This is a genomic window from Stenotrophomonas sp. C-A (assembly GCF_054030835.1).
Genome location: NZ_CM132916.1, coordinates 214,225 through 230,337, shown reverse-complemented (window position 1 = coordinate 230,337; position 16,113 = coordinate 214,225). Strand labels below are relative to the sequence as shown.

The following is a 16,113-nucleotide window of genomic DNA, read 5'->3' as shown; positions in this document are numbered from 1 at the left end:
TTTACTGGATGGAATCGAGGGCAAAGGCATGCCAACGGCGATCCTCATCGATGGCGGTTACTTCGTTAAGCGATTCCGCCGGATTGAACCTCACAACGCCGGCAACGCTGAACGTGCCGCAGAAGTGGCGCATCGATGGGCACTCGCACACCTGACCTCGTCGGGGTGTAAGCGGAGGGATCTCTACCGGATCTTCTTCTACGACTGCCCGCCGCTTCGAAAGCGGATGCACAACCCGATCTCGGGCGCCTGCATCGACTATGCACGCTCACCCGAGGCACTCTTCAGAATCGATTTGCACGAGGCCCTGAAACAAAAACGCAAAGTGGCATTGCGCGTGGGCCATCTCGCAGATTCCAATTCATGGACAACTGATTCCCGAACGCTCGATGCACTTCTGAAGGGCAAGCGCGCGTTCTCCACACTCCTGCCCGGGGATCTGCACCCGGAGGTCAGACAGAAAGGCGTCGATATGCGCATCGGCCTGGACATCTCCTCACTTTCCCTCAAACGGCAAGTTCGTCAGATTGTTCTGGTAGCCGGTGACGCCGACTTCATCCCCGGTGCCAAACTCGCGCGACGCGAAGGCGTGGACTTCGTTCTGGACCCGATGTGGTCGCCGATCCCTCAGGGTCTTCTGGAGCATATCGACGGTGGCCGCTCCACCTGCCCCAGGCCCGCGAACAGGGTCGAGGGAAAGACGGTGACAGGGCGCGCGACAGTAGATTCAACCCGATCCTAGCGGAACACCACCGTGCGGTGCCCGTTGAGCAGGATGCGGTGCTCCACATGGCGGCGCACGGCGCGTGACAGCACCAGCGATTCGGTATCGCTGCCCAGCCGCACCAGCTCGCGCGGCGCCATCGCGTGGTCCACGCGGGCCACGTCCTGTTCGATGATCGGGCCTTCGTCCAGGTCCTCGGTGACGTAGTGCGCGGTGGCGCCAATGATCTTGACTCCGCGCGCGTGTGCCTGGTGATACGGCTGCGCACCCTTGAAGCTGGGCAGGAAGCTGTGGTGGATGTTGATCGCGCGTCCGGCCAGCGCGCGGCACAGCGTGGGTGACAGGATCTGCATGTAGCGCGCCAGCACCACCAGGTCGATGCGTTCGCGCTCGACCAGGTCGATGATCTGCTGTTCCTGCACCGCGCGCGTTTGGGCGGTCACCGGGAGGTGGTGGAACGGCACCTGGTAGGACGCGGCCAGCGGCGCGAAGTCGGCGTGGTTGGAGGCCACCGCGGCGATGTCCACCTTCAGCTGGCCGCTGTGGGCGCGGAACAGCAGATCGTTGAGGCAATGCCCCTGCTTGCTGACCAGCACCAGCAGGCGTGCGCGGCGGCGGCCGTCGTGCAGCTGCCAGTCCATGCCGAAGTCGGCCGCCAACGTGGCCATGGCGGTGTGCACCGTGTCCAGCGGCAGCCCGGCATCGCGGTCGAAGTGCACGCGCAGGAAGAAGCGGCCGCTTTCCTCGTCACCGAACTGCTGGGCGTCGAGGATGTTGCAGCCATGGTCGAACAGCAGGCCGGACACGCGGTAGACGATGCCGGTACGGTCGGGGCAGGACAGGGTAAGAATGGAATCGGGGCGCATCGCCCGAGTGTAGGGCAGCGGCCTGTTCCCAGGATCGATGGTCACCAATGCAACCGAACTGCTTGGTTCAGTCCCAAGCGATACTTGGGCGTCCCCATGGCAAGCTGGTCGGTCATGAACCTGTTGCAACTGATCCGCAGCTTCACCCGCACCGCAGAGACCGGCAGCATTGCCGCCGCGGCCCGCATCCTTGGCATCAGCGCCACCGCAGTCGGCCAGAACATCAACCGGCTGGAGGCCCATCTGGGCGTACGGTTGCTGAACCGAAGTACACGGCAGCTGGCCCTCAGCGAGGCCGGCGCGCTGTACCTGGCACAGGTGCGCCACATCGAAGCCGACCTGGCACGCGCGCAGGCGATGGTCACCTCCGGTGACATCGAACCGGCCGGGCCGCTGCGCATCGCCAGCAGCAGCGCGTTCGGCCGCCATGTGCTTGCCCCCTTGCTGCCGTCGCTGCAGCAGCGCTACCCGCAACTGCAGCTGGAGCTGCGCCTGACCGACCGCGCCGTGCAACATGGGCCGGAAGCGGTGGATGCCAGCATCCGCATCGGTGCACAGCTGGAAGATGGCGTGGTCGCGCGGCAACTGGCACGCGTCCCGTTCGTGTTCTGTGCCTCGCCGGCCTATCTGAAAGCGCACGGCACCCCGCAGCAACCCTCCGACCTGAGCGGTCATCGCGGGCTGCTGCACCGCTTCCCCACCGATGGCCGGCCGCTGCGCTGGGGCCTGCTGAAGGATGGCCAGCGCGTGGACGCCGCGCTGCCACCAAGCATGGTCTGCGATGACATCGATGCACTGGCAACGCTTGCCGCGACCGGTGCCGGCATCACCCGGCTGGCCGCATTCGTGGCCGAGCCGTACCTGCGCGATGGCCGCCTGCAGGCGGTGTTCGGCGCCGACACTGCATGGCGCCCGGAGCCGATGGAGGTCTATTTCTGTGTCAGCGACCGCCGCGACTTCACCGCCAAGATCCGCGCGCTGTTCGAGCACCTGCAGGCCGGCATGGCGCCGGCCTGGCGGGTGTGAGCCTCAGCGCGTCTTGAACACGCCGCGCGCATCGCGCGGCTCGCAGCGCAGGTACTGCGGCGCCGGCTCCACGCTGTCGCGCAATGCGGCAGCAGCGTGCCACGGCCAGCGCGGGTCGTAGAGGATGCCGCGTGCCAGCGCTACCGCATCGGCGTGGCGATGGCGCAGGATCGATTCGGCTTGCTCGGGCTCGGTGATCATGCCCACCGCGATGACCGGCATGCGCACCTTGGCCTTGATCGCCGCAGCGAACGGCACCTGGTAGCCGGGACCGACGGTGATCTTCTGGTGCTCGTCCAGGCCACCGCTGGAGACATGCAGGAAATTGCAGCCGCGCGCATCCAGTACCTGGGCCAGCGCTTCGCTCTGCACCAGGTCCCAGCCACCCTCGACCCAGTCGCTGGCGGAAATGCGCACGCCCACGGCGATCTTGTCCGATACCGCCGCACGCACTGCGTCGAACACCTCCACCAGCAGGCGCAGGCGGTTCGGCAGCGAGCCGCCATAGCCATCGGTGCGGCGGTTGCTCAGCGGCGACAGGAACTGGTGCAGCAGGTAGCCGTGCGCGGCATGCAGCTCGATCAGCTCGAAGCCCAGGCGCTCGGCGCGCACCGCACTGGCGGCGAAGGCGGCGACGATCTCGGCGATGCCCGCCTCGTCCAGCTCCTGCGGCGCCGGGTCAGCGGCATGGAACGGCAGCGGCGACGGCGCCACGGTGGCCCAGCCACGCGCATCATCGGCCGGCAGCTGGCCGCCGCCGTCCCACGGGCGCTTCACCGAGGCCTTGCGGCCGGCGTGGCCGAGCTGGATGCCCAGCGGCATCGGCGACCAGCGGCGGACGCTGGCCAGCACCTGTGCCAACGCGGCCTCGGTGCCGTCATCCCACAGGCCCAGGTCGGCCCAGCTGATGCGGCCGCGCGGCTCGACCGCGGTGGCTTCCAGGATCAGCAGGCCAGCGCCCGACTGCGCCAGGTTGCCCAGGTGCATGGCGTGCCAGTCGCTGGCGCGACCGTCTTCGGCGGAGTACTGGCACATCGGCGCGATGACGATGCGGTTGGACAGGGTCAGGGGGCCGAACGAGATCGGCGAAAACAACTGGCTCAAGACAGTGATGAACGACGTAGGGGGTGCGTATTGCACCGCCGCACGGCCGGCGAATCAACCGTCTGGATGGATCGCTGTTTCGCGCAGCCTGCTGCAGCCGGGCGTGGGCCCGGCGCTACAGAAGCCCACAACCGCTTGTAGAGCCGAGCCCACGCTCGGCTCAGGGCGAAGCCCACGTGGCCAGGGCTTCGGCGCAATCGCGCTCGTCCTTGAACTGCAGCAGGTCGTCGGCACGGGTGCGGCCGCGGTTCAGCGCCGCCACCGGCAGTCCTGCCCTGGCCGCCGCCTGCACGAAGCGGAAGCCGGAATAGACCATCAGCGAAGAACCCACCACCAGCACGGCGTCGGCCTGCTGCAGGTGCTGATGCACCGCCGCCACGCGTTCACGCGGCACGTTTTCGCCGAAGAACACCACGTCCGGCTTCAACACGCCGCCACAGTCCGGGCACTCGGGCACCACGAACGTGGAGAAATCGGTCTCCAGGTCGGCGTCGCCATCCGGGGCGATACCGGCCTCCAGCGTGTCCCAGCCGGGGTTGGCGTCCAGCAGGCGCTGCTGGAAGTCCTCGCGGCCGCTGCGGCGCTCGCAGCCCATGCAGCGCACCAGGTCCAGGCGGCCATGCAGGTCGATCACGTTGCGGCTGCCGGCCCGCTGGTGCAGGCCGTCCACGTTCTGGGTCAGCAGCACCTGCAGTTTGCCGCGGGCTTCCAGCGCGGCCAGCGCCTGGTGGCTGCCGTTGGGCCGGGCCAGGCCGAAGCGCGGCCAGCCCAGCAGGCTGCGCGCCCAGTAGCGCTGGCGGGTGGCCGCCTCGCCCATGAAGGCCTGGTAGGTCACCGGCGGCGTGCGTTTCCACTGGCCGTCGGTATCGCGGTAATCGGGAATGCCCGAGGCGGTGCTGCAGCCAGCGCCGGTCAGCACGAACAGGCGCTGGGCGCGGTCGATGAAGTCGGTCAGTGGCGGGGTCATGGCTGCCAGATGGGGGCGCGGCGGCGCCCCCGCAAGCACCGGTTCAGCCGGCGTGGTCAGGCCACCGGCAGCGGCGGCACCGCGATCGGATGGCCTTCCTCGTCCAGCGCGATCATCACGAAGTGGCCGCGGGTACACAGTTTGCGCTCGCCGCTGTGCAGGTCCTCGGCGACCAGCTCCACCTCGACCTTCATCGAGCTGCGGCCGACTTCGACGATGCGGCCGATGGTTTCCACCATCTGGCCGATGCGGATCGGCAGCTTGAAGTCGACCTGGTCGCTGCGCGCGGTCACCACGGTGCGGCGTGAGTAGCGGGCGGCGGCCAGGAAGGCCGCCTTGTCCATCCACGCCAGCGCCTGGCCACCGAACAGGGTGCCAAGGTGGTTGGTGTGATTGGGGAAGACGATTTCGGCCATGCGCACTTCGGTGGGCGGCACGGTCTCGGGGATCGGGGTCATGGGGGTGCTTCGGTGTGTGGGGTCCGGTAATTTTATGCGAGCGGCGTGACGGCCATCGGAACGCATGTGCAATGGCCACCTGGCAGCGGTGCCTGCGCAGGCCGCGCCCGTGGCAGGCGCTACACTGCGCCACGCCCACCGCCAGGACCACCCATGCCCTCCACTTCCGACCTTCTGGCCTTTGCACTGGTCTCGCTGGCCATGGTGATCACGCCCGGGCCGAACATGATCTACGTCATCTCGCGCTCGATCTGCCAGGGGCCGATGGCGGGACTGATCTCGCTGGGCGGGGTGGCGCTGGGCTTCGTGTTCTACATGCTGTGCGCGGCGCTGGGCATCACCGCCCTGCTGATGACGGTACCGTTTGCCTACGACGCGCTGCGCATCGGCGGCGCGCTGTACCTGCTGTACCTGGCCTGGCAGGCGCTCAAGCCGGGTGGCCGTTCGCCGTTTGCAGTGCGCGACCTGCCGCAGGACAGCCCGCGCAAGCTGTTCACGATGGGCTTCCTGACCAATCTGCTGAACCCCAAAGTGGCGGTGATGTACCTGTCGCTGCTGCCGCAGTTCCTGCATCCCGACGGCGAAGGCAGTGTGCTGATGCAGTCGATCGTGCTGGGCTCCACCCAGATCCTGGTCAGCGTCAGCGTGAATGGCATGATCGCACTGACCGCTGGCAGCATCGCCGGCTTCCTGGCCGCGCGCCCCACCTGGCAGATGGTGCAGCGTTGGCTGATGGGCACGGTACTGGCCGGGCTGGCGGTGCGCATGGCGGTGGAAGGGCGGCGGTAGCCGCTCTTTGTAGAGTCGGGCCATGCTCGACTGATCTTCGCGAACAGCAGTCGAGCATGGCTCGACTCTACAAAAGCGCCGCAATCGAGAAAGCTCGACGCTACAGAAACAAAAAACCCCGGCGATCGCCGGGGTTTTTCGTTGCGACAGGCTTGACCGGTTCGATCAGAAGTTCATGTCGAAGGCCACTTCGCCCTGCACGCCGACCTGGTAGGCCGAGACGCGGCGTTCGAAGAAGTTGGTCAGTTCCTGCACGTCCTGCAGTTCCATGAACGGCAGCGGGTTGCGCACGTTGTACTTCTTTTCCATGCCCAGCTTGGCGAAGTGCTGGTCGGCGCAGTGCTGCAGGTACTGGCGCATGTCGCGGGTGGAGATACCGGCCACGCCGCCGGACAGCACGTCCTCGGCGAACTGCACTTCGCATTCGATGGCTTCGGCCAGCATGTCGTAGACCTGCTGCTTCATTTCATCGTCGAACAGGTCCGGTTCTTCCTCACGCACCACGCGCACCGACTCGAACGCGAATTCCATGTGCGCGCTCTCGTCGCGGAACACCCAGTTGGTGCCCGAGGCCAGGCCCGGCAGCAGGCCGCGCGAACGGAAGTAGTACACGTAGGCGAACGCTGCGAAGAAGAACAGGCCTTCGATGCAGGCAGCGAAGCAGATCTGGTTGAGCAGGAACTGGCGGCGCTCGGCACGGGTCTCGATGCGCTTCAGGTCCTGGATCGAGTCGATCCACTTGAAGCAGAAATCGGCCTTCTTCTTGATCGAGTCGATGTTCTCCACCGCGGCGAAGGCTTTGACGCGCTCCTCCGGGTCCGGCAGGTAGTTGTCGAGCAGGGTCAGATAGAACTGCACGTGCAGCGCTTCTTCATACAGCTGGCGCGACAGGTACATGCGCGCTTCCGGCGCATTGAGGTGCTGGTACAGGTTCAGCACCAGGTTGTTGGACACGATCGAGTCGCCGGTGGCGAAGAACGCGACCAGGCGGTGGATCAGGTGGCGCTCACCCGGCGACATCTTGCTGTGCAGGTCGGTGATGTCGATCTGGAAGTTGATCTCTTCCACCGTCCAGGTGTTCTTGATCGCATTCCGGTACATGTCATAGAACTGCGGGTAGCGCATCGGGCGCAGGGTCAGTTCAAAACCGGGATCGAGCAGCATCTGCTTGGGCTTGTCGGCCATGGGTGTTTCCTTGAATTCTCGGGTCAAAACGCCGGGCGTGGCCCGGCGCTACCTTGGTGTTTCCGTGCTGCAGCCGAGCATGGCTCGGCTCTACAGGTGCGAGGTGTTCGAGTGCCGACCAACGGTCGGCACCCACCGCGCGGTGTTACTGGCAGGCCTCGCAGGCTTCCGGGTTTTCCAGCGAGCAGGCGATGGCTTCGTCCGGGCTGAACACCTTGGCCGGGGCCGCGCTGCTCACCGTGGTCTTGGCGATCTTGGTGGCCGGGCGCGAACGCAGGTAGTAGGTGGTCTTGATGCCCTGCTTCCAGGCGTACATGTACATGGAGGACATCGCGCCGATGTTCGGGCTTTCCATGAACAGGTTGAGCGAGGCCGACTGGTCGATGAAGGCGCCACGCTCGGCGGCCATGTCGATCAGCGAACGCATCGGCAGTTCCCACGCGGTGCGGTAGACCTCGCGCAGCGTTTCCGGAATCTGCGCCACGCCGGCGATGGAACCTTCGGCCAGCTTGATGGCATCGCGCATGTCGGCGGTCCACAGGCCCAGCTTCTTCAGTTCGTTCACCAGGTAGCGGTTGACCTGCAGGAAGTCACCGGACAGGGTCTCGCGCTTGAACAGGTTGGACACCTGCGGTTCGACGCACTCGTAGCAACCGGCGATCGAGGCAATAGTTGCGGTCGGGGCGATCGCGATCATCAGCGAGTTGCGCAGGCCGTGTTCCTTGATGCGCTCACGCAGGGCATCCCAGCGTGCGGTGTCTTCCGGCACCACGTTCCAGGCGTCGAACTGCAGTTCGCCGCTGGCGGCACGGGTGTCGTTGAACGACGGGTGCTTGCCGCGTTCCTGGGCCAGCTCGCAGGAGGTTTCCAGCGCGTGGAAGTAGATCGCTTCGGCAATCTTCTTCGACAGGGCGCGGGCTTCGGCGCTGTCGAACGGCAGGCGCTTGCGGAAGAACACGTCCTGCAGGCCCATGCAGCCCAGGCCGACCGGACGCCAGCGCAGATTGGCGCGGCGGGCGGTTTCGATCGGGTAGAAGTTCAGGTCGATGACGCGGTCGAGCTGGCGCACGGCCAGGCGCACGGTCTCGGCCAGCTTCTCGAAGTCGAACTCGTTGTGCTCGTCGAAGTGGTTGCCCAGGTTGATCGAACCCAGGTTGCACACCGCGGTTTCATCGTTGGAAGTGACTTCCAGGATTTCGGTGCACAGGTTGGACAGGTGGATCACGTTGCCCGGACGCAGGGTCTGGTTGCTGGCGCGGTTGCACTTGTCCTTGAAGGTCATCCAGCCGTTGCCGGTCTCGGCCAGCGTACGCATCATGCGGGCGTACAGCTTGCGCGCGGAGATGGTGCGGTTGGCCTTGCCCTGGGCTTCGGCCTGCAGGTAGGCCTGCTCGAAGGCTTCGCCGAACAGGTCGGTGAACTCCGGCACGACGCGCGGATCGAACAGCGACCATTCCTGGTCGGCTTCGACGCGCTTCATGAACAGGTCCGGCACCCAGTTGGCCAGGTTCAGGTTGTGCGCACGGCGGGCTTCGTCACCGGTGTTGTCACGCAGCTCGAGGAAGTCCTCGATGTCGGCGTGCCAGGTTTCCAGGTACACGCAGGCCGCGCCCTTGCGCTTGCCGCCCTGGTTCACCGCGGCCACGGACGAATCCATGGTCTTCAGCCACGGCACGATGCCGTTGGAGTGGCCGTTGGTCGACTTGATCAGCGAACCCCGCGAACGCACGCGGGTGTAGCTGACGCCGATGCCGCCGGAGAACTTCGACAGCTGGGCGATGTCGCCGTACTTGGAATAGATCGACTCCAGCGAGTCCTGCGGCGAATCCAGCAGGAAGCACGAGGACAGCTGCTCGTGGGTGGTGCCGGAGTTGAACAGGGTCGGGCTGGACGGCAGGTAGTCCAGGTTGCCCATGCGCTTGTACAGCGCCAGGGTCTCGGACACGTCCTCGCTCAGCGCGCTGGCGATACGCAGGAAGAACTGCTGCGGGGTCTCGATCACCTTGCGGGTGTGCGGGTGGCGCAGCAGGTAACGGTCGTACAGGGTACGCAGGCCGAAGTAATCGAAGTTCAGGTCCAGCGAGATGTCGATGGCATCGTTGAGCTTGCGTGCGTTGGTCTGCACGAAGTTCAGCAGGCGGTCGTTGATCAGGCCCACTTCGTGGCCACGGCTGACCGACTGCGAGAAGGCGTAGATTTCCTGGCCCGAGACTTCCTTGGCGATGTAGTTGGCCAGCAGGCGCGCAGCGAGGCGACCGTACTCGGGCTCTTCACCGATCAGCAGGGCGGCGGTGCGGATGGACAGTTCGTCCAGCTCGCGGGTGGTGGCGCCGTTGTACAGGCCGGAAATGGTGCGGGTGGCCACGCGCATCGGATCGACGGCGTGCAGGCCTTCGGAGGAACGCTGCACCGCGCGCACGATCTTGTTCAGGTCCACCAGTTCGGTCGTGCCATTGCGCTTGGTCACACTCATCGCGTTGGCCGTCGGCGGCGACGTCAACAGGAATTCGCTTTCCTTCTCGATGGTGGCGCTGGATTCGGTGGTCACGGCGTGTGTCCTCTTGGCGTGATTGGTGGGTGCTCGATGCATCGGGTGACGCAGCCCGGGACATGACAGCCCAGGATGGCAGGACGGCGTCGCAGGGGATGAGACCCTGCGCCTGCCACTGCCGTTGGCGATCGCGGATGGGTACCCCTGGCACCCCCTGGAATTGGGGTTGCTGCGACCGACGGCCACAAGATAGTGGGGGTAATGGGGTCCGTCAACGCCAAATGTAGTGAAATTCGGCAATCCCTTGCGCCGCAAGGATCGTGCCATCGGCGCCCGGATCAGACGCTTCAGACCTGCCGGAACGGGCTGCGCAGTCAAGCCCGAAAGGCGTCATTGCGGTGGTACAACGCACCGCGAAAACGGAACAATGACAGCTTCACATGACAGTGATGAAACTGGCTAGGGACAACCCTGTGGATAGGTGGTGGGCAGCCGGTGGGAATCCGGTGGACGGGTGACTTCCGGCCGGTGACGCGCTCGGGCGGGCAGCGGATGCTGGCCACTCGCTCCCGGAAAAGGATGCTCCGATGCACTTGTGGTTGCCCGCGCTGGCCCTGCTGCCTGCCCTGTTCATTGCCCCGGCGCTGGCCGCCGAGGGGCCGGACCTGCGTTCGGACCAGTGCGGCATCCATACCGACTATGACGTGCTGGTGGACAGCGGCGGCATCTGGCTGCGGCATGGCCCGCAGGCGCCGCATGAAGTGGTGTTCCACGATGGCGAGCTGAGCCTGGACGGCACCATGGTGCCGGTCAGCGCCGCCGACGCCGCCCGCCTGCGGCAGATGGAGGCCGGTGCCCGCCAGTTGATGCCGGCGGCCACCGCACTGGCCCACGAAGTCTCCGGGGTCACCTTCGATGCGCTGGACGCTGCCTTCGAGGCCATCACCGGCAAGTCCCGCAACCGCCAGATGCGCGCGATGCGCGGCGAGATGCAGGACTGGATCGACGCCAGCCTCGGCCGCGGCTACTGGGAGCAGGACGCGTTCGGCGATGGCTTCGACGCGCACATCGAGCAGATGGCCGAGACGATGGCCACGTCGATGACCCGCAGCGTGCTGTGGCAGGTGTTCACCGGCCGCGCCGGGGCCATGGAGCGCCGCGCCGACCGGCTCGATGCCGAGGTCGACCGCCGCATGGAAGCGCGCAGCCAGCAGCTGGAAGCCAAGGCAATGGCCCTGTGCCCGCTGGTGCGGTCACTGGCAGAGGCCCACGATGCGCTGGAAGTGCGCTACCAGGGACAGCCACTGCGGCTGCTGGAACGCGGTGAGAGCGTGCGGGTGGAGCACGGCAGCGGTTCGGGGCTGCATGTGTCGGCCGGACCGGATGAGCGGCCGCGTGACGACTCCTTGGCGCCCTCCCGATAACCACGCGGCGCTGTTGTAGAGCCGAGCCCACGCTCGGCTGCTTTTCGGCACATTATGCAAAAGCAGCCGAACGTGGGCTCGGCTCTACAAACAGCACTACCCTCACGCCCGGTGCGGGGTACCCAGGTATTCAGCGCTCTGCATTTCGATCAGGCGCGAGGCGGTGCGCTCGAATGCACCCTGCAGGCGCTGGCCGGTATACAGCTCGATCGGCGAGGTGCTGGCGGTGCATACCAGGTTGACGTGGCGGTCGTACAGCTCGTCGATCAGGTTGACGAAGCGGCGCGCGGCGTCTTCGTTCAGGCGATCGAATGCCGGAATGCCGCCCAGCAGCACGGTGTTGAACTCGTGCGCGATCTCGATGTAGTCCGAGGGCCCGCGCGGGCCCTCGCACAGGGCGGCGAAGTCGAACCAGGCAATGCTCTTGCCACGGCCGCGGACCGGAATCTTGCGGCCCTCGATCTCGATGTTGCCAGCCTTGGCCGGTTGGCCGCCACTCAGTTCGTTCCAGCGCGTGGCCAGCCATTCATCGCTGTCGGCGGCCAGCGGTGCTCGGTACACCGGCGAGCGGGTCAGCGCGCGCATGCGGTAATCCTCGGTACCTTCGGCGTACAGCTCCACGCAGAAGCGCTGCAGCAGGCCGATCGCCGGCAGGAAGCTCTCGCGCTGCAGGCCGTTGAGATACAGGTTCTCCACCGCGGTGTTGGAGGTGGTGACCAGGGTCACGCCTTCGGCAAACAGGCGCTCCAGCAGCCGCGCTAGCAGCATCGCATCGCCGATGTCGGTGACGAAGAACTCGTCCAGCACCAGCACGCGCAGGTTGCTGCGCCACTCCTGGGCGATCTTCGCCAGCGGGTCGCTCTGCCCCTGGTGCTCGCGCAGGCGCTCGTGGACGCTGCGCATGAAGCGATGGAAATGCGTGCGGTACTTCTGCTTGATCGGCAGGCCGTCGTAGAACAGGTCGACCAGGAAGGTCTTGCCGCGGCCGACGCCGCCCCAGAAGTACAGGCCCTTGACCGGCTCGGGCTTCTTCCAGAACGAGGACAGGCGGTCCAGCCAACCGTCCTCGGCACTGTCCAGCAGGCCCAGGTGGATGCGGTCCAGCTCGGCCAGCGCCGCGTGCTGGGCCGGGTCGTTCTGCCAGTCGCCACGGGCAACCCCTTCCGCGTACCGCTGCGACGGGGTCAGCTCGGTTGCACTCATGCCGCTGCGCCCAGCCAGTGCTTGACGCCGTGGGTCAGTGCGCCGCGCAGATCGATCAGTTTGCGATGGAAGAAGTGGCTGGTCTCGGGCATGCGCACCAGCTCATGCGGGAAGTCCAGCGTGTCCAGCCACTGATAGACGGCCTGCGGGTCGACGATCTCGTCCTGCTCGCCCTGGATCACCAGCCAGCGGGCCGGCGGTGCGATGCCATCGAAATCCCAGCGGCCGGCCGGCGGCGCGATCGAGATCAGTGCTTCCGGCTGCAGCGCGGCAGCCGCCTTCAGCGAAACGAACGAGCCGAAGCTGAAACCGGCCAGCCATAGGCGGTCGTCCGGGCGCTGGCTGCGTACCCAGGCGGCGACGGCCTTCAGGTCATCCTGCTCGCCCACGCCGCCATCGAAGGTGCCAGCCGACGCGCCAACACTGCGGAAGTTGAAGCGCACCGTGGCGATGCCCAGCTCGCGCAGGGTAGTGGCGGTCATGGTGACCACCTTGTTGTGCAGGGTGCCGCCCTCAGTGGACAGCGGGTGGCAGACGATGGCCACGATCGGCTGCACCGGCACATCGGCCTTGGGCAGGTCGACGACCACTTCCAGCGGGCCGGCCGGGCCGTCCAGTTCGAGGCAGGCGGTTTCGCCGGGGGCGACGGGGAACGAAGGCTTGTGCATGGCACCATGATACCGTCCCCTGCCCCTGCCCTGTGCCCGCCCCATGCTCTACCTGTCCTTGGCCGTGATCTGCAGCGTGCTGGTTTCGGTGGTGTTGAAGGTGGCCGGACGCCGCCAGCTGGATGTCGCGCAGATGGTCACCTGGAACTATCTGGTGGCCGCGACAATGACGGCGGTGGTGCTGCAGCCGCCGCTGGACGCGCTGCGCGCGCCGCATGCGCCATGGCTGTCCTTGCTGGCGCTGGCGGTGGTGCTGCCGTCGATCTTCCTGGTGCTGGGCCGCGCGGTGGCGGTGGCCGGCATCGTCCGCAGCGACGTGGCGCAGCGGCTGTCGCTGCTGCTGTCATTGGCCGCCGCGTTCCTGTTCTTCGGCCAGACCGCCACGCCGTGGAAGTTGGTCGGCCTGGCGCTGGGCCTTGTCGCCATGGTGGCGATCAGCCTGCGCCCGCGCGGACCGGCGGTGGCGTCCTCACCCAGTGGCTGGGGCTGGCTGCTGGGCGTCTGGGCCGGGTTCGCGGTGGTCGACGTGCTGCTCAAGCAGGTGGCACTGTCGGGCACGCCGTCGATGGCGGCGGTGCTGGCCAGCTTCAGCGTGGCCTTCGTGCTGATGCTGGCACTGCAGCTGTGGCGGCACTTCAGTGGCCGCAGCCGGCTGGCCTGGCGCAACCTCGGCGCGGGTGCACTGCTGGGCCTGCTCAATGGCGGCAACATTCTTTTCTATGTGCACGCGCATCAGTCGATGCCGGAGAGCCCGGCCACCGTGTTCGCCGGCATGAACATCGGCGTGGTGGTGCTGGGTGCACTGGTGGGCGTGTTCGCGTTCGGCGAGGCGACCACGAAGTGGAACCGCGCGGGTCTTGCGCTGGCGGTGCTGGCGATCGGGTTGATCGCCTGGGGATGAGCGTGTGCATCGGGGTCGGAGCCCATTCCAACGGAATGGGCTCCGACCCCGGCGTTGGGCGTTATTTGTCGAAGCCCAGCAGCAGCGGGTCGTGGTCGGAGCTGCGCCACGGGCCCTGCACGTTGCGGCCCTGGTAGCCGCTGGCGTCCTGCTCGTCGGCGTTGCTGTGCCATTCGGCGGCGCCGCGCAGGCGCTTGGCCATGCCCGGGCTCAGCAGCGCGTGGTCGAGGCGGCCGGTATAGCCGTTGTAGACGTAGCTGTAGGGATGCTCGACCTTGGCGACCTTGAACGCGTCCTGCCAGCCCAGGTCATGCAGGGTGCGGATCGGGTCTTCCATCGCGTAGGCATTGAAATCGCCGAGCAGCACCGCGTCCTTGGCACCGGTACCGGTCGGGTCGGTCTGCAGCCAGGCATGCAGCTGCTGCGCCGAGGTCACGCGGGTGGCGTTCCAGCAGCCCTGGTTGTCGTTGCGGTCGGCGTCGGCACCGGCGGCGTCGCGGCAGCCCTTCGACTTGAAGTGGTTGGCCACCACCACGAACGGCGCGCCGTGCTTGCCCTGGAAGGCCTGCGCCAGCGGCACGCGGCTGTGCTCGACGAACGGGCCACCGGTCAGCGTGGCCGGCTTGCCGACCGGCTGCAGGCGCGCGCTGCGGTAGATGATGCCGACCCGGATCGGGTTGTCGCCGGGGCCGTTGCCCGCGTCGACGAAGCGCCAGTCGCCCTGCGCACCGCGGTCCCGGTTGAGCGCATCGACCAGTTCGGCGATGGCCGACTGCGGACCGTAGCCGTCGTTCTCCAGCTCCATCAGCGCGGCGACATCGGCGCCCAGCGCGTTGACCGTGGTGACCAGCTTGACCACCTGCGCCTTGTGCTCGTCCAGCGTGCGCGCGCCGCGCAGGGTCGGGAAGCCACCACCCTGGCCATCACCATTGAAGAAGTTCTCCAGGTTGAAGGCCGCCACGTGCAGGCTGCCCGGCACGGTCGGCACCGCCGGACGCTTCAGCTCCGGCAGCTTCAGCGCGCCTTCGACCTGCAGGCGTGGACGGCCCTGTGCGTCCACGCGCGCGATGCCCTGCACGTTGCGCAGCTGCATGCCGGTGCGCAGCACCGGGTTGGCCGGCAGGTAGGCCACGCTGGCCGGGTCGCGGGCATCGCTGCCGTCGTCCAGCACCAGGCGGCGGCGCTGGTTGTCGGCCATCACCTGTTCGTAGCCGGCAGTACCCGGCGCGGCCACTTCGGTCGGCTGCCAGAGGCGGCCATCGAAGGCCACGGTGAGCTGGCCGAAGCGCTCCAGGCCGTCGGTACCGGCCAGGGTCAGCGGTGCGGCGATGCGCACGCGCTGGCCATCCAGCACACGCCAGTCGGCCGGCGCAGCGGTCAGCACCACGGTGGCGCTGCTGCGCGCGGTGGAGGGCGACGCGACCGGTGCGGCCTGCGGCTGGGCCTGGGCAAAGGCGCCGGCCGGCAGCAGCAGGGACAGGGCAAGGGCGAGGGAACGGCGGCGCATCGACGGGCGACTCCATGGAAGAGGCGCACAGACTAACCCTGAAATGCGAAACCCCGCCTGCGCAGCGAGGTCATCTGAGCGATCAGGCCTCGGTGGGCAAAGCCTCGGGATCGTAGGGCCGAGCCCATGCTCGGCTGCACATGGCCACGCCGCGCGGAGAGCAGCCGAGCGAGGGCTCGGCTCTACAGGAAGCGGCGCGTTGGGGCGTCTACTTCAGGTTGCCCAGCATCCAGTCCACGGTGGCGTGGATCTGTTCCTCGGTCAGCGCCGGGTTGCCGCCCTTGGGCGGCATGATGCCGCCGTCCGGGCCGGTGTAGCCCTCGATGGCGTGCTTGTAGAGGGTGTCCTTGCCCTGTGCGATGCGCTTGTCCCAGTGCGAATGGTCCAGCGTCGGCGCCATGCCCACACCGGTGGTGTGGCAGGCGGTGCACAGGTTGTCGAAGATGACCTTGCCGTCCTTGGTGCCGCCGTAGGCTACCTGCGACGCGGCCTTGGCCAGCGCGGCGGCCTTGGCGGCGGCCTGCGCGGCGGCGCCGGTGCTGCCGGCATAGACCGCGCCGGTGGGCGAGATGCGCTGTTCGGTGCGCTTGGCCGCGGTCGGCGACACCTCGGGCGGAATCCGGGTGTGGATGTAGGCGGCAAGGAGGATGAGGCCGAGGGTGATGGTCGCCAGCAGCGCGATCACCATGGAGAAGCGTTTCAGGAACTCCAGATCGTAATTCCGCACTCTTCGTTACCCCTGGCTGATAGTCGTTGGACCACGGCTGAGCGACTGCGTGATGGACCGAGTATAGAACGCG

At 67.0% G+C, this 16,113-nt stretch carries 15 protein-coding genes; 5 read left to right on the top strand and 10 right to left on the bottom strand.

Annotated features, from left to right (window positions below; all coding sequences use genetic code 11):
• Nucleotides 1–28: 28 nt before the first annotated feature.
• Nucleotides 29–742: an NYN domain-containing protein gene (locus ACW5IY_RS01030; RefSeq protein WP_049435487.1), complete on the top strand. Its 714-nt coding sequence runs from the start codon at nt 29–31 to the stop codon at nt 740–742.
• Here ACW5IY_RS01030 and purU read toward each other — a convergent pair.
• Nucleotides 739–1,590 (bottom strand): formyltetrahydrofolate deformylase, encoded by an 852-nt coding sequence (gene purU, locus ACW5IY_RS01025; RefSeq protein ID WP_049435485.1) that lies wholly within the window; start codon nt 1,588–1,590, stop codon nt 739–741. The two genes, ACW5IY_RS01030 and purU, sit on opposite strands and share 4 nt — an antisense overlap.
• A gap of 114 nt (nt 1,591–1,704) precedes the next feature.
• Here purU and ACW5IY_RS01020 point away from each other — a divergent pair, with 114 nt between their 5' ends.
• Nucleotides 1,705–2,616 carry a LysR substrate-binding domain-containing protein gene (locus ACW5IY_RS01020; protein WP_049435484.1) on the top strand — a complete coding sequence of 304 codons (912 nt, stop codon included), beginning with the start codon at nt 1,705–1,707 and terminating at the stop codon, nt 2,614–2,616.
• A 3-nt stretch (nt 2,617–2,619) separates the two neighbouring features.
• On the opposite strand, the gene ACW5IY_RS01015 is transcribed toward ACW5IY_RS01020, so the two are convergent.
• The 3 genes from ACW5IY_RS01015 to ACW5IY_RS01005 form a co-directional block, all read right to left on the bottom strand.
• Nucleotides 2,620–3,720, bottom strand: coding sequence for an oxidoreductase (locus ACW5IY_RS01015; RefSeq protein WP_197638412.1), 1,101 nt, complete (start codon nt 3,718–3,720; stop codon nt 2,620–2,622).
• 160 nt (nt 3,721–3,880) lie between these two features.
• On the bottom strand, nt 3,881–4,687 hold the full coding sequence (locus ACW5IY_RS01010) for an NAD-dependent protein deacetylase (RefSeq protein ID WP_049435482.1): 807 nt from the start codon (nt 4,685–4,687) through the stop codon (nt 3,881–3,883).
• Nucleotides 4,688–4,743: 56 nt separating this feature from the next.
• Nucleotides 4,744–5,145, bottom strand: coding sequence for an acyl-CoA thioesterase (locus ACW5IY_RS01005; RefSeq protein WP_049435481.1), 402 nt, complete (start codon nt 5,143–5,145; stop codon nt 4,744–4,746).
• A gap of 153 nt (nt 5,146–5,298) precedes the next feature.
• Between ACW5IY_RS01005 and ACW5IY_RS01000 the strand changes: the two genes are divergently transcribed.
• Nucleotides 5,299–5,934, top strand: a complete 636-nt coding sequence (locus ACW5IY_RS01000) for a LysE family translocator (protein ID WP_049435480.1) — start codon at nt 5,299–5,301, stop codon at nt 5,932–5,934.
• A 165-nt stretch (nt 5,935–6,099) separates the two neighbouring features.
• Here ACW5IY_RS01000 and ACW5IY_RS00995 read toward each other — a convergent pair whose 3' ends face one another.
• The gene (locus ACW5IY_RS00995) at nt 6,100–7,119 is read right to left on the bottom strand and encodes a ribonucleotide-diphosphate reductase subunit beta (protein ID WP_008264781.1); all 1,020 of its coding nucleotides are present in this window, start codon (nt 7,117–7,119) and stop codon (nt 6,100–6,102) included.
• Between the two features lie 145 nt (nt 7,120–7,264).
• The gene (locus ACW5IY_RS00990) at nt 7,265–9,667 is read right to left on the bottom strand and encodes a ribonucleoside-diphosphate reductase subunit alpha (protein ID WP_049409985.1); all 2,403 of its coding nucleotides are present in this window, start codon (nt 9,665–9,667) and stop codon (nt 7,265–7,267) included.
• A gap of 530 nt (nt 9,668–10,197) precedes the next feature.
• Here ACW5IY_RS00990 and ACW5IY_RS00985 point away from each other — a divergent pair.
• Nucleotides 10,198–11,034, top strand: coding sequence for a DUF2884 family protein (locus ACW5IY_RS00985; protein WP_049435479.1), 837 nt, complete (start codon nt 10,198–10,200; stop codon nt 11,032–11,034).
• A gap of 102 nt (nt 11,035–11,136) precedes the next feature.
• On the opposite strand, the gene zapE is transcribed toward ACW5IY_RS00985, so the two are convergent.
• Together zapE and ACW5IY_RS00975 are read right to left on the bottom strand one after the other, a co-directional pair.
• Nucleotides 11,137–12,237 (bottom strand): cell division protein ZapE, encoded by a 1,101-nt coding sequence (gene zapE, locus ACW5IY_RS00980; RefSeq protein WP_029380119.1) that lies wholly within the window; start codon nt 12,235–12,237, stop codon nt 11,137–11,139.
• Nucleotides 12,234–12,905 (bottom strand): CocE/NonD family hydrolase, encoded by a 672-nt coding sequence (locus ACW5IY_RS00975; RefSeq protein WP_049435477.1) that lies wholly within the window; start codon nt 12,903–12,905, stop codon nt 12,234–12,236. The genes zapE and ACW5IY_RS00975 overlap by 4 nt, the downstream gene beginning before the upstream one ends.
• A 43-nt stretch (nt 12,906–12,948) precedes the next feature.
• Between ACW5IY_RS00975 and ACW5IY_RS00970 the strand changes: the two genes are divergently transcribed.
• On the top strand, nt 12,949–13,806 hold the full coding sequence (locus ACW5IY_RS00970) for an EamA family transporter (RefSeq protein WP_049435476.1): 858 nt from the start codon (nt 12,949–12,951) through the stop codon (nt 13,804–13,806).
• Nucleotides 13,807–13,867: 61 nt separating this feature from the next.
• Here ACW5IY_RS00970 and ACW5IY_RS00965 read toward each other — a convergent pair whose 3' ends face one another.
• Nucleotides 13,868–15,313, bottom strand: a complete 1,446-nt coding sequence (locus tag ACW5IY_RS00965) for an ExeM/NucH family extracellular endonuclease (protein ID WP_049435475.1) — start codon at nt 15,311–15,313, stop codon at nt 13,868–13,870.
• A gap of 208 nt (nt 15,314–15,521) precedes the next feature.
• On the bottom strand, nt 15,522–16,040 hold the full coding sequence (locus ACW5IY_RS00960) for a c-type cytochrome (RefSeq protein ID WP_005407662.1): 519 nt from the start codon (nt 16,038–16,040) through the stop codon (nt 15,522–15,524).
• Between the last annotated feature and the right edge of the window lie 73 nt (nt 16,041–16,113).

Excerpts from the sequence above, each read along its gene's own strand:
- ACW5IY_RS01030 (WP_049435487.1), top strand. The coding sequence starts at position 29 with ATGCCAACGGCGATCCTCATCGATGGCGGTTACTTCGTTAAGCGATTC.
- purU (WP_049435485.1), bottom strand. The coding sequence starts at position 1,590 with ATGCGCCCCGATTCCATTCTTACCCTGTCCTGCCCCGACCGTACCGGC.
- ACW5IY_RS01020 (WP_049435484.1), top strand. The coding sequence starts at position 1,705 with ATGAACCTGTTGCAACTGATCCGCAGCTTCACCCGCACCGCAGAGACC.
- ACW5IY_RS01010 (WP_049435482.1), bottom strand. The coding sequence starts at position 4,687 with ATGACCCCGCCACTGACCGACTTCATCGACCGCGCCCAGCGCCTGTTC.
- ACW5IY_RS01005 (WP_049435481.1), bottom strand. The coding sequence starts at position 5,145 with ATGACCCCGATCCCCGAGACCGTGCCGCCCACCGAAGTGCGCATGGCC.
- ACW5IY_RS01000 (WP_049435480.1), top strand. The coding sequence starts at position 5,299 with ATGCCCTCCACTTCCGACCTTCTGGCCTTTGCACTGGTCTCGCTGGCC.
- ACW5IY_RS00995 (WP_008264781.1), bottom strand. The coding sequence starts at position 7,119 with ATGGCCGACAAGCCCAAGCAGATGCTGCTCGATCCCGGTTTTGAACTG.
- ACW5IY_RS00985 (WP_049435479.1), top strand. The coding sequence starts at position 10,198 with ATGCACTTGTGGTTGCCCGCGCTGGCCCTGCTGCCTGCCCTGTTCATT.
- zapE (WP_029380119.1), bottom strand. The coding sequence starts at position 12,237 with ATGAGTGCAACCGAGCTGACCCCGTCGCAGCGGTACGCGGAAGGGGTT.
- ACW5IY_RS00975 (WP_049435477.1), bottom strand. The coding sequence starts at position 12,905 with ATGCACAAGCCTTCGTTCCCCGTCGCCCCCGGCGAAACCGCCTGCCTC.
- ACW5IY_RS00970 (WP_049435476.1), top strand. The coding sequence starts at position 12,949 with ATGCTCTACCTGTCCTTGGCCGTGATCTGCAGCGTGCTGGTTTCGGTG.
- ACW5IY_RS00965 (WP_049435475.1), bottom strand. The coding sequence starts at position 15,313 with ATGCGCCGCCGTTCCCTCGCCCTTGCCCTGTCCCTGCTGCTGCCGGCC.